Origin of the sequence: Ruegeria pomeroyi DSS-3 (assembly GCF_000011965.2) — a bacterium.
Lineage (GTDB): Bacteria > Pseudomonadota > Alphaproteobacteria > Rhodobacterales > Rhodobacteraceae > Ruegeria_B > Ruegeria_B pomeroyi.
In genome coordinates this window covers 891,470-912,807 of record NC_003911.12, presented here as the reverse complement: position 1 = coordinate 912,807, position 21,338 = coordinate 891,470, and the positions used below count along the sequence as shown (strand labels likewise).

General features: G+C 67.5%; 12 protein-coding genes. 7 read left to right on the top strand and 5 right to left on the bottom strand.

Features of this window, described 5'->3' with window-relative positions:
- The first annotated feature begins 107 nt into the window (after window positions 1-107).
- Both SPO_RS04335 and SPO_RS04330 read left to right on the top strand, forming a co-directional pair.
- On the top strand, window positions 108-1,313 hold the full coding sequence (locus SPO_RS04335; protein ID WP_044027928.1) for an ROK family transcriptional regulator: 1,206 nt from the start codon (window positions 108-110) through the stop codon (window positions 1,311-1,313).
- Complete coding sequence (locus SPO_RS04330; protein WP_011046608.1) at window positions 1,303-2,832, top strand: CRTAC1 family protein; 1,530 nt, start codon at window positions 1,303-1,305, stop codon at window positions 2,830-2,832. Before SPO_RS04335 ends, SPO_RS04330 begins: the two co-directional genes overlap by 11 nt.
- A gap of 57 nt (window positions 2,833-2,889) precedes the next feature.
- Here the strand turns inward: SPO_RS04330 and SPO_RS04325 are convergent, their stop codons facing one another.
- Genes SPO_RS04325 through xylB form a run of 4 tightly spaced genes read right to left on the bottom strand, consistent with a single transcriptional unit; the run spans window position 2,890 to window position 7,892 of the window.
- On the bottom strand, window positions 2,890-4,188 hold the full coding sequence (locus tag SPO_RS04325) for a cytochrome-c peroxidase (protein ID WP_011046607.1): 1,299 nt from the start codon (window positions 4,186-4,188) through the stop codon (window positions 2,890-2,892).
- Complete coding sequence (locus SPO_RS04320; RefSeq protein ID WP_044027926.1) at window positions 4,185-5,150, bottom strand: aldose epimerase family protein; 966 nt, start codon at window positions 5,148-5,150, stop codon at window positions 4,185-4,187. The genes SPO_RS04325 and SPO_RS04320 overlap by 4 nt, the downstream gene beginning before the upstream one ends.
- Complete coding sequence (gene xylA / locus SPO_RS04315; protein WP_011046605.1) at window positions 5,143-6,447, bottom strand: xylose isomerase; 1,305 nt, start codon at window positions 6,445-6,447, stop codon at window positions 5,143-5,145. The genes SPO_RS04320 and xylA overlap by 8 nt, the downstream gene beginning before the upstream one ends.
- Window positions 6,444-7,892, bottom strand: a complete 1,449-nt coding sequence (gene xylB / locus SPO_RS04310) for a xylulokinase (RefSeq protein ID WP_011046604.1) — start codon at window positions 7,890-7,892, stop codon at window positions 6,444-6,446. Before xylB ends, xylA begins: the two co-directional genes overlap by 4 nt.
- A gap of 214 nt (window positions 7,893-8,106) precedes the next feature.
- Here xylB and SPO_RS04305 point away from each other — a divergent pair, with 214 nt between their 5' ends.
- Genes SPO_RS04305 through SPO_RS04295 form a run of 3 tightly spaced genes read left to right on the top strand, consistent with a single transcriptional unit; the run spans window position 8,107 to window position 12,255 of the window.
- Window positions 8,107-9,186, top strand: a complete 1,080-nt coding sequence (locus SPO_RS04305) for a glycosyltransferase family 4 protein (protein ID WP_011046603.1) — start codon at window positions 8,107-8,109, stop codon at window positions 9,184-9,186.
- Window positions 9,183-10,148 carry a glycosyltransferase gene (locus SPO_RS04300; protein ID WP_011046602.1) on the top strand — a complete coding sequence of 322 codons (966 nt, stop codon included), beginning with the start codon at window positions 9,183-9,185 and terminating at the stop codon, window positions 10,146-10,148. The genes SPO_RS04305 and SPO_RS04300 overlap by 4 nt, the downstream gene beginning before the upstream one ends.
- Window positions 10,149-10,155: 7 nt before the next feature.
- Window positions 10,156-12,255, top strand: a complete 2,100-nt coding sequence (locus SPO_RS04295; RefSeq protein ID WP_011046601.1) for an NAD-dependent epimerase/dehydratase family protein — start codon at window positions 10,156-10,158, stop codon at window positions 12,253-12,255.
- A gap of 2 nt (window positions 12,256-12,257) precedes the next feature.
- Here the strand turns inward: SPO_RS04295 and SPO_RS04290 are convergent, their stop codons facing one another.
- Window positions 12,258-13,010 carry a WecB/TagA/CpsF family glycosyltransferase gene (locus SPO_RS04290; RefSeq protein ID WP_011046600.1) on the bottom strand — a complete coding sequence of 251 codons (753 nt, stop codon included), beginning with the start codon at window positions 13,008-13,010 and terminating at the stop codon, window positions 12,258-12,260.
- A 181-nt stretch (window positions 13,011-13,191) separates the two neighbouring features.
- Here SPO_RS04290 and SPO_RS04285 point away from each other — a divergent pair, with 181 nt between their 5' ends.
- Both SPO_RS04285 and SPO_RS04280 read left to right on the top strand, forming a co-directional pair.
- The gene (locus tag SPO_RS04285; RefSeq protein WP_144083955.1) at window positions 13,192-14,652 is read left to right on the top strand and encodes a hypothetical protein; all 1,461 of its coding nucleotides are present in this window, start codon (window positions 13,192-13,194) and stop codon (window positions 14,650-14,652) included.
- Between the two features lie 259 nt (window positions 14,653-14,911).
- Window positions 14,912-21,337 carry a type I polyketide synthase gene (locus SPO_RS04280; RefSeq protein ID WP_011046598.1) on the top strand — a complete coding sequence of 2,142 codons (6,426 nt, stop codon included), beginning with the start codon at window positions 14,912-14,914 and terminating at the stop codon, window positions 21,335-21,337.
- The last annotated feature ends 1 nt before the right edge of the window (window position 21,338 follow it).

Genomic DNA, 21,338 nt, shown 5'->3' with positions numbered 1-21,338 from the left:
AGATAGGCTTGTGCAACAGGCCGCGCCCCAAAAGGCTTGGCCCGGCGTCCCCGGCTGGATAGGATCCGCAGACCGGCGCCCGAAAGAACCAGGAAGGACATGCATAAATGGCTGTGATGCAACGGGAATATGGCCGCCGCACCCTGCTGCATCAGATCCGGCGCGCGGGCCGCATCCCCCGGATCGAGCTGGCCGACCTGACCGGGATCAGCCGGGCCACGGTCACCACCATCACCGCCGAACTGCTGTCGCGCGGCCTCATCGAAGAGGTGCAGCGCGACGAGTCCGGGCCGGATTCCCGCCGGGGCCGGCCCCGCGTCGATCTCAAGATTCGCGGCGCCGCGCATCTGCTGGTTGGGGTCAAGGTCTCGCATCACAAACTGTCGCTGGTGCTGTTGGATTTCGAGGGCGAACAGCTGGCCGCCAAGGAATGCGACCTGCCCGCCCCCGTCAACGCCCCCGAGGCGCTGGCCGATGCGATCCGCGACGCGGTCGCCCATCTGGCCACCACCGCCGGACGCCGGGCCGAGGAGATCTCGGGCGTGGGTGTCGGCATCGCCGGTATCGTCGAGGCGACCGACGGCTTCGTGCACTGGTCGCCCTCGCTCTCGGTGCGCAACGTCGATCTTGGCGCCCTGCTGACACGGACGCTGGGCACCCCCTGTTTCATCGACAATGACGCCAATCTGGTGGCGGTGGCCGAGCAGACCTTTGGCCTGGGGCGCGAACACAAGGATTTTCTGGTCGTCACCATCGAAAGCGGCGTTGGCCTGGGCATGGTGATCGGCGGCGCGCTCTATCGTGGCACCCGCGGGTGCGGCGCCGAGTTCGGCCATACCAAGGTGCAGTTGAACGGCGCGCTCTGCCGCTGCGGCCAGCGCGGCTGTCTCGAGGCCTATGTGGCCGATTACGCGCTGTTGCGCGAGGCGACGCTGGTCAGTGGCCTGCCACCCACTGGCGACCCGGGCACCAGGATCGAAACCCTGCTGGATGCCGCGCGGACGGGCGATGCGACCGCGCGCAGCATCCTGGACCGGGCGGGCCAGATCTTTGCCATGGGACTGGCCAATCTGGTCAATATCTTCGACCCCGAGCTGATCATCCTTGCCGGCGAACAGATGCAGCTTGACCATCTCTATGCCGATGCGGTGATCGAGGCGATGCGCAAATCCATCGTGCAGGTGGACAAGCCCCCGCCCGAGGTGGTGGTGCACAAATGGGGCGACCTGATGTGGGCGCGCGGCGCGGCGGCCTATGCGCTGGAGCAGGTCTCGGAACTGGCGCTGGATCGGCTGGACGAAGATGCGGCCTGAGCTGTTTGCATTGGCGCTGGGGGCCACACCCGCTGTGGCCGAACCCATGTTCCACCCGGTCCCGGTGCCCGAACATGTCTATGCGGGCGGCTGGGAGCATTTCGTCGGCGGCGGGCTGGCGGTGTTCGACTGCGACGGCGATGGCTTGCCCGAGCTGCTGGCGGCAGGCGGCGAGAACCCGGCCACGCTGTTGCGCAACCGCTCGGATGCGGGCGCGCTGCGCTTCGAGGCGGACACGCCCGAAGCCCTGACCGAACCGGGGATGACCGGCGCCTATCCTCTGGATATCGACAGCGACGGGACCATGGATCTGGTGGTACTGCGGGTGGGTTCGAACCAACTCTTGCGCGGGGGCGCCGATTGCAGCTTTGCCCCGTTCGAGGGGCTGGGTTTCACCAGCGACGACCGCTGGACCACCGCCTTTTCCGCCACCTGGGAGACGGGGCAGAGCCTGCCGACACTAGCCTTTGGGAATTATGTCGACCGCAGCAACCCGAACGGGCCGTTCGGCACCTGCGACACCAACCTGCTCTACCGGCCCGAGGGCGACCGGTACGGCCCGCCCATCGAACTCACGCCGGGGTATTGCCCGCTCTCGATGTTGTTCAGCGACTGGGCGCGGCAGGGCCGCGCCGACCTGCGGGTCAGCAACGACCGGCATTATTATGTCTCTGACGGCGAGGAACAGATGTGGGCGATCGGGTCCACGCCCCGCCTGCTCGGCCCCGCCGATGGCTGGCTCAGCCACAAGCTCTGGGGCATGGGCATTGCCCAGCGCGATCTGGACCGCGACGGGCGGCAAGAGGTCTTCCTGTCCTCGATGGGCGACCAGCGGTTGCAGCGGATGACCGGGAACGGGGCGGAGTTCACGGATGTGCCCTATGCCATGGGCACAACCGCCCACCGCCCCTATACCGGTGGCGACGGGCGGCCCTCGACCGGCTGGCATATCGGTTTCGGCGATGTACAGAATGACGGGCTGGACGATGTCTTCATCACCAAGGGCAATGTCGAACAGATGCCCGACGCGGCGATGGAGGACCCCAACAACCTGCTGATCCAGCAGCCCGACGGCACATTCGCCGAGGCCGGCGACCGCGCCGGCATCGCCAGCCTGCACCGGGGGCGCGGCGGCGCGCTGGTGGACCTGGACGGCGACGGGCGGCTTGATATCGCGGTGGTCAACCGCCGCGCGCCGATGGAAATCTGGCAGAATGTGACGCCCGAAACTGGCAACTGGCTGGCGCTGGCGCTGGAACAGCCCGGCCCCAACCGCGCCGCCATCGGCGGATGGATCGAGGTCACCACCACCGGCGCCCCGCAACTTCGCGAGATCATGGTGGGCGGCGGCCATGCCGGAGGTATGGCGGGGTTCGAACATTTCGGCCTGGCGGATGCCGGAGAGATCGGCATTCGTGTGATCTGGCCCGACGGCGCCAAATCCGAAACCGTCTATGTCGGCCCCAATCAGGCCTTGACGCTGATCCGCACCGCCAAGGGCCTGAAAGCACGGCGATAGCCCCTTCATTCCGCTAAAAATACTCACGCCGGAGGCAAAGATTTTTCGACGAAAAATCTATCGCGCCACCGCCAGGCCGCTCGGGACACTATCGGGAATGCCAAGACGCCCCGACAGCGCCACGGGGTCGGTCAGCGTATCCAGAAAGGCCAGCAGGGCATCGACCTCCGCTTCGGTCAGCCGGATCGGCTCCAACCGGTTCGACGCGGCGATCGCCGCCATCTCCGCCGGATCGTCGAGCACCGCCCGGTCGCTGGCGAACCCGGGCCCCGGCAGCAGCGCCGACGCAATATCATAGGCTTCGAGACTGGCCACCGGGTCGAGATGATGTTCGACCACCGCGCGCAGGCTGGCATAGGCGCCGCTATGCCCATAGGGCGCGGTTGCGGTCACGTTGCGCAGCGAGGGCGTGCGGAACGCATAAGCGTCTGCCGGATCGCCCGTCACCCGCATCCGCCCGATATCGCGATTGTGCCGCTCGAAGCGCGCCGCCTTGCCCGGCCCGATCTGCGGCATAGCGATGGCGTGGAACGCATGATCGGTCTGGAACTGCCCCGCATGGCAGGTCGCGCACCGCGCCTTGCCATAGAAGAGGTCCATCCCCGCTTTCGCCACCTCGGGCAGGTCCCCCTCCCCGCGCAGGAAACGATCAAAGGGGCTGTCATCGGCGCGCCACTCGAACACCATGAAATCGGCGATCACATTGGCAATGTCGGCAAATGTCACCGGGCGCGGCCCGATGACCGCGTCAAAGGAGCGGCGGTAGTCGGGGATCGCCTCGATGCGCGCCGCCAGGATCGCCCAGGCCCCGCCTGGGCCTGTGAGCCTGCCTTGCCGCACCGCCTGGGCCACGTCGTTTTCCGAGTAATGCCCGGCCATCTCATCGCCCGAGAGCACCGGGAACATCGCCTGTGCGGCCAGCGCCGAGGCGAAGCCCTGCTCCATATCGGGACCCAGCGGCGTGCGGATGCCCGAGGGGCGGGTGGGATCGCTTTCCAGTCGGCCATCGTGAAAGAAACGGGTGAACTCCGCCGCGCCGAGATTGAAGAGCGCCGGTGCATTGCGCGGGATGCGCTGTTCCGGCGGGTTTTGCGGGTCGAGGCGCATGTCCGGCCCGATCCCAACCGCGCCGTCGCCCAGGCCCAGCGACACCCCGTCCGAGGTGCCAAAGCGCGGATGGTGGCAGCTGGCGCAGGATATCGTGCGGTTGCCGCTGAGGATCGGGTCATAGAACAGAAGCTGCCCCAGCCGCACCGCCTCCATCGCGGGTTCGGCAAATATTGCATCGGCGCGTGGCAGCGGTTCGGCGAGCAGTGGACCTGCCACAAACGTCAGAAGCGCGACCAGCCGTCTCATGCCGCGTCCTGTTCGCGTATGCGCACTGTCGTGCGCTGGCGGTAGGGGTGATCGGGGGTGACCAGCGGGCAGGGAAAGCCGGGGGTGTTCACCGCGTTGGGATAGCCCTGCGGCTCCAGACAGAGGCCCGCAAAGGGCGCGTGGCTCTGGCCCGGCAAGGGGGGGTGCAGCGGGTTCAGGTGCTGACCGCTATAGAGTTGCAGGCAGGGCTGGTCGGTCTCGATCTCCAGCACCAGCCCGTTGCCGGTCACCCGCGCCTGCCCCCGGTCGAGTACGAAATTCATGTCCAGCCCCTGTCTCTCTGGGTCCGCCTCGGCGATGCTGCGCCCGTTGCGAAAGTCGAAGGGGCGATCGGTGACCGGGACAATTTCGCCGGTGGGGATCCTGGCGGCGTCATTCGGGGTATGGCGGCTGGCGGGCAGGGTCACGTGGAAATCGCGGCAGGTCTCGGCCCCAAGCGAATAATAGGAATGCTGCGCCAGGTTCAGCAGGGTCGGACGGTCGCTGACGGCACGTATGTCATAGGTGAGCGCGTCACCTTCCAGCCGGATGGTCACCGTCAGATCGAGCCGCCCGGGGTATCCGCCCTCGCCATGTGGGGACACCAGTGTCAGGCGCACCGCGCGGGCACCGTCCGCCTCCATCTCCCACAGGCGCGTATGCAGCCCCTCTGGCCCGCCGTGGATGTGGTTCGGCGCCTCGTTGGCGGGCAGGTCATAGCGCTGCCCGTCCAGCGTGAACGCCGCGCCCGAAATACGGTTGGCCACCCGGCCCGCAATCACCCCGAGATAGGCGGGGTTATGGGCGTAGTCGGCAGGGTCGGCATAGCCCAGCACCACCGGCACCCGGGTGCCACGCAGCGGCACCTGCCAGTCCTGGGTGATACAGCCACGGTTCAGGATCGCGACCGAAACGTCGCCCCCCTCCAGCACGTGCCGCCGGATGCCACCCCGGTCAGACAAAGCGGTTCACGTGGTTTTCCAGCATCTCCTGACGGCCCGAGTGGGGTTGCGGGTCGATCTCGCCGGCCAGCACGCGGGCAAAGAGACTGTCCAGATCGCTTTCCAAGATGCCCTGACCATGGTCGCTGTCCCATCCGGCATAGCGGTCGCGCAGCGCGGTCTCCAGCCCGCCGTCCTCGATCATCGCAGCGGCAGCTTTCAGCCCCCGCGCGCAAATATCCATGCCGCCCACATGGGCCGCGATCAGGTCGGTTGCATCGAGCGACTGGCGCCGGAGCTTGGCGTCGAAATTGGTGCCGCCAGTGGTGAAGCCGCCCGCTCGCAGGATGTGGTAATAGCACAGCGCCACCTCGGGCACGTTGTTGGGGAACTGGTCGGTGTCCCAGCCCGACTGGTAATCGTTGCGGTTCATGTCGATGGACCCCAGCATCCCCTCGGACGCGGCCACCGCGATTTCATGTTCGAACGAATGCCCGGCGAGGATCGCATGGCCCTGCTCAAGGTTCAGCTTTACCTCGCCCTCCAACCCGTATTTGCGCAGGAAGCCGATGCAGGTGGCGGCGTCGAAATCGTACTGGTGTTTCGAGGGTTCCTGCGGTTTCGGCTCGACCAGGATCGCGCCCTTGAAGCCGATCTTGTGCTTGTAATCCACCACCATGCTCAGGAACCGGCCCATATGGTCCAGCTCGCGCCCCATATCGGTGTTCAGAAGCGTCTCATACCCCTCGCGCCCGCCCCAGAGGACATAGTTCTGTCCGCCCATCCGCTGGGTGGCGTCCAAACAGGTTTTGACGGTCGCTGCGGCATAGGCGAAGACGTCCGGGTCGGGGTTGGTCGAAGCGCCCGCCATCCAGCGGCGGTGGCTGAACATGTTTGCGGTGCCCCACAGCAGGCGGGTCCTGCGGCTTTCCATTTTCGCAAGGAAATGGTCGATGATTTCCTCGAAATTCCGCAAGGACTCGGCGAATGTCGCGGCTTCGGGGCGTATATCGGCATCATGCCAGCAGAAATAGGGCACGCCCAGGATATCGAACATCTCGAACGCGGCATCGGCCTTGACCTTGGCGCGGGTCATGTCGTCCTGCGGATGCCAGGGCCGGATCAGGGTCTGGCCGCCAAACGGATCGCCCCCCTCCCAGGCGAAGGAATGCCAATAGGCCACGGCAAAGCGCAGGTGATCCTCCATCCGCTTGCCCATGACCATTTCGTCGGGGTCATAGTGGCGAAAGGCCAGCGGGTTGGCGCTGTCCGGTCCCTCGTAACGGACGGGGGCGATATCGGCGAAGAACTCGGTCATGGCAGGGCTTTCAGCTTGGGGTAAGTGGCGGCGAAATCGGCATGGGCCTGTTCATAGGCCTCCAGCAAGTCGGCGCGCGGGTCGATGGTTTCGGCAACGGCTGGGCGGGTCATCACCTGTGCCGGATCGGCCCCGGTGACGCCGCAGATGGCCAGCCGCGCGGCGCCCAGCGCCGCGCCGTTCTCGCCCTGTTCGGGCAGGTCGAGCGGCAGGCCCAGCACGGTGGCGAGCAGTTCCACCCAATAGCGCGAGCGGGTGCCGCCGCCGATCGCCAGAAGGCGCGGCAGATCGGCGCCGGTGGCGCGCAGGGCGTCGAGACTGTCGCGCAGGGCGAAACTCACGCCTTCGACCACGGCGCGGGTCAGGTCGGTGCGGTCCTGCGCAATGTCGAGATGCAGAAAGGCACCGCGTACCGCGGCATCGTTATGCGGGGTCCGTTCGCCCGAGAGATACGGCAGGAACCGCACAGGACCGGGCGCGCCCAGCGCGCCCAACTCGGCGGTCAACGTTGGGGCCTTGGCGCCGGTGATCCGCGCCAGCCAGTTCAGGCTGTCGGTCGCGGCCAGGATCACGCCCATCTGGTACCAGCGTCCGGGAACTGCATGGCAGAAAGTGTGCACTGCGCTGGCCGGGTCCGGGTGAAACCCGTTTCGCGCCGCCAAGAGCACGCCCGAAGTGCCCAGCGAGACAAAGCCGTCACCCTCGGCCAATGCGCCCACGCCGCAGGCGGCGGCGGCATTGTCGGCGCCCCCTGCCACCACCTGCACCCCATCAGGCAGGCCCAGATCTGCGGCAAGGTCGGGGCGCACAGGTCCGACAGTCCCGGTCCCCTCGCGCAGGTCCGGCATCTGGTCGCGGCGCATGCTACCCGCCTCCAGCAACCGGTCGGACCAGTCGCGCGCGCCCACATCCAGCCAGGCGGTACCGGCGGCATCGGACATCTCGGACCCCAAGATGCCGGTCAGCCAGAACGCCAGATAATCCTTGGGCAGCAGCACCTTGGCCACGCGGGCAAAAGATCGAGGCTCGTGCTTTGCGAGCCAGGCCAGCTTTGGTGCGGTGAAGCCCGGGAACACAATATTGCCGGACAGGTCGCGCACCGCCTCCGTCCTGTCCAGTTCCGCCGCCTCGGCAAAGCTGCGGCTGTCGTTCCACAAGATCGCGGGCCGGATCACCGCCCCAGCCGCATCGAGCAGCACCGCCCCATGCATCTGCCCCGACAGGCCCAGACCTGCGACGCGGCCCATCGCAAGCGGATGGCGCTGTGCCAGCGCGACCAGAGCGGCGCGCGCCGCCGACAGCCAGTCGTCGGGGTCCTGTTCGCTCCACCCTGGATGCGGATGGCTTGCCTGCAAGCCGGCCTCGGCACTGTCCAACACGCTGCCATCCGGCCGTACCAGTATCGCGCGCACCCCCGATGTGCCCAGATCGAGCCCTATGAACATGTCGCCTCCCCAGCCGTTGCCAGAGCTTTGCCCGATTTAATTTAAGTGTCAAATTAAAAAGAGCCCTCCCTGCCCCGGATTGGTCACAGTCGGGTCGCAAAACCGTACCCCGGCAGCGGTATCGAGGCGCACAGAGAGATTTTCACTCGCCAGTCCCGGCCCCCATGCTAGGACAGGGCAATCCGCGCGGATCAGACCAAGGAGAGCAGACCCGGTGCGCATCACGTTTCTCAGCCCACGCTCGAACCTGTCGGGCGGCCTGCGCGTGATCGCGATCTATGCCCGCATGCTGCGCGCGCGCGGGCACGAGGTCACCCTTGTCACTCCGGCCCGGGCACAGCCCGGCCGCCGGCAGAAACTGCGCGCGCTGCTGCGCGGGCAAGCATCCAACTCACCCGAGCCACCCGGCCATCTCGACACGCTGGACCTGCCAGTGATCGAAACCGCGCGTGCCGATTTCCATGTCGACCCGGATGAAATCCCCGATGCGGACGTGATCGTGGCGACCTGGTGGGAGACCGCCTTTGCCGCCGCCGCGATGCCGCCCGAAAAGGGGCGCAAGTTCTACCTGATTCAGCATCACGAGGTGCATGATTTCCTGCCCTGGCAGATCTCGCGCGCCACCTATTACCTGCCACTGACCCCCATCGTGATCTCGAACTGGCTGGACGGCATCCTGCGCCGGACCTATGGCCGCGACGACGCGCGGCTGGTGCCCAATGGCATCGACCTGACCCAGTTCCACGCGCCCGAGCGGGGCAAGGCCGCCCGCCCCACGGTCGGGTTTCTCTACAGCCCGCACCCGATCAAGGGGTCGGATACCGCGCTAGCCGCCATTGCCCTGCTGCGGCAACGCTTCCCCGATCTGCATGTGGTCGCCTTTGGCGCCGAACCGGTGACCCCCGATCTGCCCTTGCCCCCCGGCGCCGATTTTCACCTGCGCCCCGCGCAGGAGCGGATCCGCGACATCTATGCCGCCTGCGACGTGTTCCTTTGCGCCAGCACCGCCGAGGGGTTCTTTCTGCCGCTGCTCGAGGCAATGGCCTGCCGCACGCCGCTGGTCTCGACCCGCGTAGGCGCCGCCGAGGACCTGATCGAACCGGGCGTGACAGGCTATCTGGCCGATGTGGGCGATGCGAGTGCCTTGGCCGAGGGCGCCGCACACATCCTCTCGCTGCCCGATGGCGAATGGCGCGCCATGTCCGCACGCAATCACAAGATCGCGCAAGGGCAAAGCTGGGACCATGCCTGCGATCTGCTGGAATCGGTGCTGAGCGGCGAGGGCCGATCATGAGCGTCGATCTGGTTCTCATCGGCCGGAACGAGGGCGAGCGGCTGCTCCGCGCCCTGCGCGCCGCACGCGGTCAGGCGCGCCGCCTGATCTATGTGGACTCGGGCTCGACCGATGGCAGCGTCGCCGCCGCCCGCGCCGCCGGCGCCTTGGTGGTCGAACTGGACATGTCCATCCCCTTCAGCGCCGCCCGCGCCCGCAACGCAGGATTCGAGGCCGCGCAGGCAAAGGATCCGGCCCCTTTCGTACAGTTCATCGACGGCGATTGCGCGCTGGTTCCCGGCTGGCTCGCCGCCGCCGAGGCCCGGCTGAGCCAGGATGACGCGCTGGGCCTTGTCACTGGCTGGCGCTCGGAAATCGCGCCCGAGGCGAGCCTTTACAACCGCATCTGCGATCATGAATGGCGCCGCCCCGCCGGGCCGATCGTGGCCTGCGGCGGCGACATGATGGTCCGGGCCGAGGCCTTTGCGCAGGCGGGCGGGTTCGATCCCACGGTGATCGCCGCCGAGGATGACGATTTCTGCCTCAGGCTGGCGCGGGCCGGGTGGCAGCTGGAACGCCTGCCGCTGGAGATGACACGGCATGACGCCGCGATGACCCGCTTTGCACAATGGTGGCGACGCGCCGTTCGTGCAGGGCATGGTTTTGCACAAGTTGGCCTGCGCCATCCCGGCCATTTCCGTACCGAACAGCGCCGGGTGCTGGCCTGGGGCCTCGTGTTGCCGCTGATCGCGCTGCTCGGCGCCACCCGGGGACCGGTCGTGCCAGTGCTGGTGGCGCTGCTCTATGCGCTGTCGTGGCTGCGCAGTGCCAAGGGGCTGCGCGCCGAGGGGATGCCCGCCCCCGAGGCCCGCAAACAGGCGTTTCTGCTGACCCTGTCGAAATTCCCCAACCTGATCGGCATGGGCAAATACTGGCTGACGCATCTTGCGCGCCGCCGCCCCCGGATCATCGAGTATCAGTGAGAGTATCATGACCACGCCCCCCCTTCGCATCGGACTGATCGGCGCCGGCTATATCGCTGCCTGGCATGCGGATGCCCTGCGCGCGGTGCCGGGTGTCAAGCTGACCGCCGTCTGCGATCCCAACATGGACCTGGCCGAGGGGCTGGCCGCGGCCCATGGCGCGCGTGCCTTTGGCGATCTGGACGACCTGATCGGCGCCGGTCTGTGCGACGGGGTGCATATCCTGACCCCGCCCGACCTGCATCACCCGCTGGCGCTGCACTGCCTGCGCGCGGGCCTGCATGTGCTGGTCGAGAAACCGGTGGCGCTGAACGCCGCCCAGACACAAGAGATCGAGGATGCCGCGCGCGCAGCGAACCGGCGCTTTCACGCCGGTCACAACTTCCTGGGCCTGCCCTCGTACACGCGGTTGAAACGCGAGATCCGGCGCGGCGCACTGGGCCGCGTCTCGGGCGCCGAGATCCGCTGGTGTTATCCGTTCGGGCCGCTCAGGGCGGGGCCGTTCGGCATCTGGCCGCTGCGCGATACCCGCAATCTGATGCTGGAATTCGGCCCGCATCTGATGAGCCTGGTGATCGACCTGTTCGGCCTGCCCGAGATCGAACATGTGGCGCTGTCCAAACCGGTGGCGCTGCCCGGGGCGGGCACCCGGCCGCAGGGCTGGCGCATCCTGGCCCGGGCGGGCGAGGTCGAGCTGGTGCTGATCCTGTCGCTGGTCGAAACCGCCGATGACCGCTCGGTGACGATCCGAGGGTCTTCGGCGCGGGCGCGGCTGGACCTGGCTGCCGACACGCTGGTCATCGACGCCGAGAATACCGCCGATCTGGTGGCCAACCCGCTGCTGCGCCAGCTGTCGCTTGCCCGCCAGCACCTGGTTCAGGGCAGCGTGAATGCGGCCCGGCAACTGACCTCGTTCAACCGTAAATCGCCTTACGCACTCAGCTTTCGTGGCCTCGCCAACGGTATCTGGGAGCCGCTGGCGCAGAATGCCCCCGCCGATCCGCGCTGGTCGGGCAGTTCCGCCGTCGCGGTGATGACCGCGCTTGACGCGGTGCTCGAGCGGGTCGACTGGCCCGCGCCGGTGCCCGCCAGCCCCAGCCGCAAACCGGCGCCCAGCGCGATGGTGATCGGCGGCACCGGCTTCATCGGTCGGGCGCTGACCCGCGAACTGGTGGCGCGCGGCAGCGATGTGCGGGTGATCTCGCGCGGGCGGCAGGGGTCCTTTGCCGACCTGCCCGATCAGGTCGAAACCGTCTCGCTGTCGCTGCGCGACACCGAGGGGCTGGCCCGGGCGATGGCGGGGATCGACACGGTCTATAACCTAGCGCGTTCCACCGACAGCAGTTGGGAGGATTGCCTGCAAAACGACGTCGCCGTGGCCGAGGGCATCGGCAAGGCCGCACTGGCGGCAGGGGTGCGGCGGCTGGTCTATACCGGCACCATCGCCAGTTTCGACATGTCCGATCCGGCAGCCACGATCACCGATGCCACACCGCTGCCGGACGAGATGGACGAGCGCAACCTCTATGCCCGCTCCAAGGCCGAATGCGAGCGGCGCCTGATGGCGCTGCACCGCCAGAGCGCCCTGCCGCTGGTGATCGCGCGGCCCGGCATCGTGCTGGGTGCGGGCGGACCGCTGCAACATTGGGGGATCGGCCGCTGGCACGGCGCCGGGGCGGTACGGCTGTGGGGCAACGGGCGCAACCCGCTGCCCTTCGTGCTGATCGGCGATTGCGTCGACGGGCTGATCCGCTGCGCCGAGGCAGAGGGGATCGAAGGCCGCGCCTTCAACCTGGTCGGCCCGCCGATCCTGAGCGCGCGTGACTATTTCGACGCCATCCATGACCGGCTGGGCGCCCGCATCCGGGTGAGCGGCGGCAACCTGTCGCTGATGTATGCCGCCGACTGGGTCAAGTTCCAGCTCAAGACCCGGGTACTGGGGCGCAGCGGGCTGACCCGCCCCTCGCGCGCCGACTGGCTGTCGCGCGCCCATCAAAGCCGGTTCGACATCTCGGGCGCGCGATCCGCGCTCGGCTGGCACCCGGTCAGCGATGCCGACGCTTTCCTGACCAACGCGGTGGACGAGGCCGGGCTTCTGGGGTTCTGAGCCTAGCGCCCGCGCAGCCGCAGCGCCCGCACCATATGGCCGGGCAGGATCGCCGCGCAACGCGCGTAGCGCGGCGCAAGGCGCAGCGGATCGCTCAGCATTCGCCACAGCCATTCCAGCGCCAGTTTCCGCATCCACAGCGGCGCCCGGCGCTGGTGACCGCCCAGAAAATCAAGCCCCGCCCCGACCGAGGCAAACCCGACCCCGGGCGCCAAGGCCCGGCCGCGCAGCGCCAGCCGTTCCTGCCGGGGGGCGCCCAGCGCCAGGAAACACAGGCCGATACGCCGCGTGGCCAGTTCCATCAGGATCGTCTCGGCCGCCGCGCCCTCGGGGTCGAACCCGTATTCGGGGGCATGGGTCCAGGCAATGTCCAGCCCCGGCGTCTCAGCCTCGAGCACGCGCTTGGCATCACCCAGAGCCTCATCCGAACTGCCGACCAAGGCCACCGGCACCCGCTCGGCCGCGGCCAGCGCGCAAAGCGGGCGCACCAGATCCGAGCCCGGCATCAGCTCGACCGGGCGCTGCGCCAGCCGCGCCAGCGCCACGATGGGGCGACCATCGGCCACCACCAGATCCTGCCCGGCATAGGCGCGGGCAAAGACGGGGTCGCAGCCCAGCTTGACCAGGTGGTCGAGGTTGATCGTCGCCAGGGCAAACCCCTCGCCCGCGCGAAACCGGCGCCCCACCTCGCCCATCAGCGCCTCGCGGGTCGGCATGTTGACGCTCACCCTGTCCGTGCCAAAACTGAATTCCATCGACCCGCCTCCGACTGCCCCCGCCTTGATTAGCCGCCGGCGCGCTCTCAGGCCAGCCCCTGCTGCGAAAGCGAACCGATCCTGCCACCGGATCGCCGCATTCGCGCGCTACCCCCGGGACAAGCGGGCGCTGCCCTGTTAGGCTTTGCCCATCCGCATGCGACCCATAAGGCAGGAGCAGATGCCCAATCCCGTCGCCTATCTGATGCTGATGCTGTGGCCGATTGCCTGCGCGTTCCTGTTCACGCGCCTGCCGCTGCAGCGCGCCATCATCTGGGGCATCCTGGGGGCCTATCTGATCCTGCCGCCGGTGGCCGAGTTCGACCTGCCGCTGGTCCCGTCGATGAACAAGGATTCCATTGCCGCTGTCAGCACCTTCCTTGCCTGCCTCTTTGTGGCGCGCAAGCGGGTGCCGCTGATCCCCGACAGCTGGCCGGTGCGGGTGCTGCTGTTCAGCTTTGTCCTGTGCGCGGTGCCCACGGTGCTGACCAATCGCGAGCCGCTGATCTTTGAAATGGCGATGCAGGCCGAGCCGATCCGCTTCTTTACCAATTACGTGCCCGGAATGGGCCTGCGCGACCTGTTGTCGATCATCCTGAGCCAGTTGATCATCCTGCTGCCCTTCTTTCTGGGGCGGGCGCATCTGGCAGACGAGGCGGGGCTGCGCAATCTGGTGCTGGCGATGGCGGTGGCGGGCCTGGCCTATTCCCTGCCGTCGATCTTCGAGATTCTGTTCGCCCCGGTGCTGAACATCCATATCTACGGCTTCTTCCAGCACGACTTTAACCAGATGATCCGCGAGGGCGGTTTTCGCCCCATCGTGTTCATGCCGCACGGATTATGGCTGGCCTTCTTCATGACCACGGCGGTGCTGTCGGTGGCCGCCCTGACCCGCCACAGCCGCGCCAAGATTCGCGAACGCTGGGCCGGGGCGCTGATCTACATGCTGCTGGTGCTCAACGCCTGCAAGAGCCTGGCCGCGCTGGGCTATGGCCTCGCGCTGACGCCGGTGGTGCTGTTCCTGCGGCGCAAGGCGGTGCTGCGTATCGCGCTGGGTATCGCGGCGCTGGCCATCGCCTATCCGGCGCTGCGCAATATCGGGGTCATCCCGCTGGATGCCATTCTGGAACGTGCCGCCGCGATCAGCGCGGAACGGGCACAATCGCTGGAATTCCGCTTTACCAACGAAGAACAGCTGCTGGATCGGGCCCATCTGAAACCCTGGTTCGGCTGGGGCGGCTGGAACCGCAACCTGGTACTGGATGACGAGACCGGGCTGATCATCACCATCCCCGATGGCGCCTGGATCATCGCTTTCGGCACCTTCGGCTGGCTCGGATATATTGCGAAAATGGGCCTTTTGGCAGCGCCTATTGCCATGATGACCTGGCAATCCCGCAAAATGAAATCGGCCGAGATCTCGGATTTCGCCGCGCCGCTGGCCCTGATCCTAGCCGCCACGATGACCGACATGTTGCTCAATGACACGCTGACGCCGTTTACCTGGCTCTGCGCCGGGGCGGTGCTGGGATATGTGGAACAGCTGCGCCGCCCGGTGGCAGAGCCGGGGCGCCGCCAACAGGCCCGCGCGCCCGTCCTTGGCCGGCATGTCCCCAGCGACGAAACCCGGCCCGTTCTGTGATGTGGCCGCCCCAGAGCCGCCTGAAATGATCACCAATTGTCCCCATTCAGGCCACAAAATTCAGAAAGAACTGGGTTTGTTCCTAAACTTGGAGCGAACATATTCCAAACCCGCTAGACTTTGTGTCACGAATACAGGTGGTTAAGCGCGGTACGGGTGAGATTGTTAAAATTCGAGACTTTCCGCCCTCTCTGGCGCTCTCTAAATTGGGCGCGGGTAGGCGGGCTGATGTGAACGAACGGGATCGTTTGGTCTGGCCATGGCAACGAGTGAAACACAGTTCGAACAGGAAGACATCGCCATCGTCGGCATGTCCGTCCATGTTCCCGGCGCCCAATCGGCGGCGGAATTCTGGCGCAATCTGAGGGCTGGGATCGAATCGATCCGTGTCCTGGATGACGCGGCGCTGCTGGAGGCTGGCGAGCGCCCCGACCGGCTGGCCGACCCGAATTATGTCCGTGCGGCGGCACCGCTGGACGGGTTTGACCGGTTCGATGCCGATTTCTTTGGCTTCTCGCCGAAAGAGGCCGCCATCCTCGACCCCCAGCACCGTCAGTTCCTGGAAACCGCCTGGGAGGCGATGGAGGATGCGGGCCACCCGCCCGAGACCATCGCCGGGCCCATTGGTGTCTATGCCGGCTGCGGCATGGGCAGCTATTTCTATTTCAACATCTGCTCGAACCCCGGGCTGGTCGACGATGTGGGCATGTTCCTGTTGCGCCATACCGGCAACGACAAGGATTTCCTGTCGACCCGGGTCAGCCATGTGTTCGACCTGCGCGGGCCAAGCCTCAATATCCAGACCGCCTGTTCCACCTCGCTGGTCGCCATCCACTATGCCTGCAAGGCGCTGCGCGAGGGCGAATGCGATATGGCGCTGGCGGGCGGGTCGACCATCGAACTGCCGCAGGGGCGCGGGTATCTTTACAAGGAAAACGAGATCCTCAGCCCTGATGGCCATTGCCATGCCTTCGACCACAGGGCGCAGGGCACCGTGTTCGGCTCGGGCGCGGGGGTGGTGGCACTGCGCCGGCTCGAGGACGCGCTGGCCGATGGCGACCATATCTGGGCCGTGATCAAGGGCAGCGCCATCAACAATGATGGCGCCGACAAGGCGGGCTATCTGGCGCCCTCGGTGGGCGGTCAGGCGCAGGCGATCAGCGCCGCGCTGAAGGCGGCGGATGTGCCTGCCGAGACCATTGATTACATCGAATGCCATGGCACCGGCACCTATCTGGGCGATCCGATCGAGGTGTCGGCCCTGACCCAGGCCTATCGCGAACAGACCGCCGAAAGCGGCTTTTGCCGGATCGGCTCGGTCAAGACCAATATCGGCCATCTCGACACCGCCGCCGGGGTCGCGGGCTTTGTGAAAACCGCGCTGGCGCTGCATCACAAACAGATCCCGCCCTCGCTGGGGTATGAGGCGCCGAACCCGGCGATTGATTTCGAGACCAGCCCGTTCCGGGTGAACGACAAGCTGACCGACTGGACCCCGCACAAGGGGCCACGCCGGGGCGCGGTGAACAGTCTGGGTGTGGGCGGCACCAACGCGCATGTTATCCTTGAGGAAGCGCCCGAGCGCGCCGCCTCCGACGAAAGCGACTTCCCGTTCCAGATCCTGTGCCTGTCGGCACGCTCGCGCGCCGCGCTCGACGGCAATGCCAAGGCGCTGGCCGGTTGGCTGCGCGCCAACCCGGACGTGAACCTGGCCGATGTGGCCTATACGCTGAAAGAGGGCCGTCGCGGGTTCGAGAAACGCCGCGTGCTGGTGGCCGAAACCGCGCTTGAGGCCGCAGACCTGCTGGACCAGGGCGATCCGCGCCGGGTGTTCACCCATGACGCGCTGGGGGCCGGGGCCGATGTGGTCTTCATGTTCCCCGGCGGCGGGGCGCAATATGCCGGCATGGCACGCGACCTCTACGAGGTGGAACCGGTCTTTGCCGAGTGGATGGACCGGGGGCTGGCGCATCTGCAACAGAGCCTCGATTACGACATCCGCGCCATCTGGCTGCCCGATGGCGATACTGCCGAGGCAGACGCCAAGCTGCAACAGCCCTCGGTGCAATTGCCGCTGATCATGATCGTGGAATATGCGCTGGCCCAGCTCTGGCTCAGCTGGGGCGTGCGGCCCGCCGCGCTGGTCGGCCATTCCATGGGCGAGAACACCGCCGCCTGTCTGGCAGGCGTGATCGCGTTCGAGGATTGCATCGACCTGGTTCTTCTGCGCGGGCGGCTGTTCGACACCGTGGCGCCGGGCGGCATGTTGTCGATCTCGCTGCCCTTGGACGAGGTGCAGGCGCTGATCGGCGAGGATCTGGACATCGCCAGCGTCAACGCGCCGCGCCTGACCGCCGTCAGCGGCCCGCAAGCGGCGCTGGACCGGCTGGCCGCAGTGCTGAAGGCCCGCGAGGTCGAGTATCAGCGTATCCAGATCGACATCGCCGCCCATTCGCGGATGCTGGAGCCGATCCTGAAGGAATATGGCGATTTCCTGCGCGGCCTGACACTGAGCGCGCCGCAGATCCCGATCCAGTCCAACCGCAGCGGCGCGGTGCTGAGCGAGGCCGAGGCCACCAGCCCAGATTACTGGGTCGCGCAGCTGCGCAACACGGTGCATTTCGCCGATTGCATCGCGGGCCTCTCCTCAGACCCTGACCGGGTCTTCCTCGAGGTGGGTCCGGGCAAGGCGTTGAGTTCGCTGGCACAGATGTGCCCGGGTGTGACCCCGGGCCAGGTGCTCAGCTCGTTGCGCCACCCCGATCAGGAGATTGCCGATGATGCCTATTTCCTGGGCGTGATCGGGCGGCTCTGGGCCTGCGGGGTCGAAGCCGACTGGCCCCAGATCTGGGGCGAGGCGCACCGCCGCCGCCTGCCCTTGCCGACCTATGCCTTTCAGCGCAGCCGCTACTTCATCGAGCCCGGCACCCGGCAGGCCGAGGCGCCGCGCGCCTTGCCTGCGCGCAGCGACGACCTGAGCCAATGGGGCTGGCGCCCGGTCTGGCGTCCGCGTCTGGCCGATTGCGATATCGACACGGCTACCGAGCTGGCCGAGGCCGCGCCGCGCAACTGGCTGTTCTTCATGGACGAGACCGGGCTGGCCGAGGCCGCCGCGCAAAGGCTGGAGGGCGTTGGTCATCATGTCACCCGCGTCCGCTCGGGCGACAGCTATGCCCGCCTGACCGATGGCAGCTATACGCTCGCGCCCGAACAGGGGCGGATGGGCTATGACCTGTTGCTGCGTGACCTGGACGAGCAGCAGCGGCTGCCCGACCGGATCGGTCATTTCTGGCTTGTGACCGAGGCGGAGCGCTTTCGCCCCGGGTCGAGCTTTCATGACCGCAACATGGAACACGGCTTCTTTGGGCTGACCTGGCTGGCGCAGGCGCTGGGGCAGGTGGACCTGCCCGGAGCGTTGCATATCACCGTCTTCACCTCGGGCGCGGCGCGGCTGCGCGACGAGGGGCTGGCCTATCCCGAAAAGGCCACCATCGCCGGGCCGATGGGGGTGCTGCCGCATGAAATGCCCGGACTGACCTGCGCAACGGTGGATATCGAACTGCCCGCCCGGCTGCGCCCGCCGCTTTTTGCGCGCCTGCGCGGCGCGGCACCCGAGCAGGACGAGGATCTGACCCCGGCCCTGCTGGAAGAGCTGCTGGTCGAACCCGGCAACGCGTTCGCTGCGCGGCGCGACGGCAAGCGGTACGCGCGCAGTTACCGCCCGGCGCCGCTGACCGACGCAGGGCCTGCGTTCCGCGACGGTGGCACCTATCTGATCACCGGCGGTTTCGGCGGTATCGGTCTGACGCTGGCCCGCCACCTGATGGACCACCACGGCGCGAACGTGATCCTGTTGGGGCGTGACCCGCTGCCCACCGACCCTGCCGCGTGGTTGGCCGGGCACAGCCCCGCCGACCGCACCAGCCGCCGCCTGCGCGCCCTGGCCGAGCTGGAGGCGCTGGAGCGCGGCGAGGTCATGGCGATTGCCGCCGATGTGGCCAATATCGACCAGATGCGCCGCGCGCTGACCCTGGCCGAGGACCGGTTCGGCGCGCTCACCGGCGTGATCCATGCCGCCGGCCATATCGCCGACGGCCCCGCACTGGCCAAGACCGAGGCCGATCTGCACCGGGTCCTGTCGCCCAAGATGACCGGGCTGAGGGTGCTGGACGAGCTGTTCCCCGACGGGGTGCTGGAGCTGATGGTGCTTTGTGCCTCGTCATCCACCGCCAGCCGCCCGGCGGGGCAGGTCGATTACGTGGCCGCCAACGAATATCTCAACGCCTTTGCCGACAGCCGGCAGGGCGGCGCAACCCGGGTGGTCGCGGTCAACTGGGGGGTCTGGGCCGATGTCGGCATGGCCGCCGATGCCCGCGCCGCGCGGCTGGGCACCGGTCACGACACCGCCCGCAGCCCGACCGGGTTGCCGCTGTTGCACGAGGCCGGGTTTGACGAGGCGGGCAACCGCCTGTTCGTCTCGCGGCTGAGCGCCGAGGATTGGGTGTTTGACGAACACCGCACCGCCGATGGTACCGCGCTGCTGCCCGGGACCGGCTATCTGGAACTGGCCGCCCAAGCACTGCACGCCCAGGGCATCACGCATCCTTATGACATCCGCGATCTCTATTTCTTCCGCCCGCTCAGGGTGAACGGCACCCCGCGCGAGGTGGTGGTCCGGCTGGAAGACGCGCCGGACGGCGTTGCCTTTTCCGTCTGGAGCGCGCTGCCCGGCGGCGGCTATGCCCAGAACGCGCAGGCCCGGCTGGTGCCCGCGCCCGGGGCACAGGCCGAACCGCTCGACCTGGCTGCCATTGCCACCCGCTGCCCCGAGGCACAGAGCGCCGCGCCCAACGCGGTGCTGCACAGCCCGCAGGAACGGCACCTGCAATTCGGCCCGCGCTGGCAGGTGCTGCGCGCCACCGCGCGCGGCACGGGCGAGGGGCTGGCCCGGCTTGCCCTGCCCGAAGCCTATCGCGGCGATCTGGACAAGGGGTACCGGATGCATCCCGGCCTGCTCGACCTGGCCACCGGCTGGGCGATCGAGCTAGCCGCCGGTTATGATGACACGACGCTCTGGGTACCGGTCTCCTACCGTTCGATCCGGGTCCATGCGCCGCTGCCTGCTGAAATCCGCAGCTGGATGCGCCTGACGCCGGATCAGGCCTCGGTGGCGGGGCATGCCTCCTTCGACATCACGCTGAGCGATGCCACGGGCGCCGTTCTGGTCGAGATCGAAGGGTTCCAGATGCAGCGCACCTCGGGCACCATCGACCTCAGCGATCCCGAACGCCCCGATGCGGATGCGCGCGCGCTGGGGCTGGAACCCGCGCGGCAATCGACGCCGCTGTCCCCCGAGGAACAGCGCCTGCATCACAACATCGCCCAGGGCATCCGCGCCGAAGAAGGCGCCGAGGCGCTGGTGCGCGCATTGGGCACCGGCCTGCCGCAACTGGTGGTCAGCTCGCTCGACCTGCCCCGGCTGATCGCCGAGGCCGATCAGGTCGCCGCCCCGGCCGAGGCCGGGCAGAGCTTTGATCGGCCCGAGCTGGACACCGATTATGTGGCGCCCGCGACCGAGACGGAAAAGACCTTGGCCGGGTTCTTCGAAACCCTGCTGGGGGTCAGCAAGGTCGGCACGCAGGACAGTTTCTTCGACCTTGGCGGTCATTCCCTGATCGCGGTGCGCCTGTTTGCGCAGATCAACCGCGCCTTTGCGGTGGAATTCCCGATTTCGCTGCTGTTCGAGGCACCCAGCGTCGAGGCCATCGCCACGCGGATCGACGCGCGGCTGGGCCGCAGCGGCACGGGCGACAGCCCCGAAACAGCCGAGGCCAGCGCGCCCGACCTGACCCATGTGGTGCCGCTGCATCAGGCGGCGGGCGGCCATGCCAGCCCGTTCTTCGTGGTGGCCGGCATGTTCGGCAATGTGCTCAACCTGCGCCATCTGGCACTGATGCTCGGCCGCGACCGGACCGTCTATGGCCTGCAGGCGCGCGGGCTGGTGGGCGAGGATGCCCCGCATGAAACTATCCCCGAGGCGGCGCGCGACTATATCGCCGAGATGCGGCAGGTGCAGCCGCATGGCCCCTATCTGCTGGGTGGTTTCTCGGGCGGCGGCATCATTGCCTATGAGATCGCGCAACAACTGCGCGACGCGGGCGAAGAGGTGGCGTTGCTCGTACTGCTCGACACCCCGCTGCCGCAGCGCCCACCCCTTGGCCGCAGCGACAAGGCCTTGATCAAGCTGCAACAATTCCGCGAACGTGGCCCGCGCTATCTGGTCGACTGGGTCAAGGCGCGCTTTGCCTGGGAAGTGCAGCGCAGGCGCGGCCCGGCTCAGGACAGCGGCGGTGGTGCCTTCAACAACACACGGATCGAGGCGGCTTTTCTGCGCTCGGCGGCGGGCTATGCGCTACGGCCATGGGAGGGCGCCACAGTACTGTTCCGGCCGCCGCTGGAACGGCTCTGGCAGGTGTCGGGCGGCAACTGGGTCAATCATGAACGCCACTATGTCTATCCCGACAACGACTGGGGCCGCTGGATCGCGGCGCTCGAGGTGATCGAGGTGCCCGGCGACCATGACAGCATGGTGCTGGTCCCCAATGTCTCGGTCCTGGCCGAGCATCTGCGCGGCCAGCTCAACGCCATCGACAAACCCGGCGCCCTGCCGCATGCGGCGGAGTGAG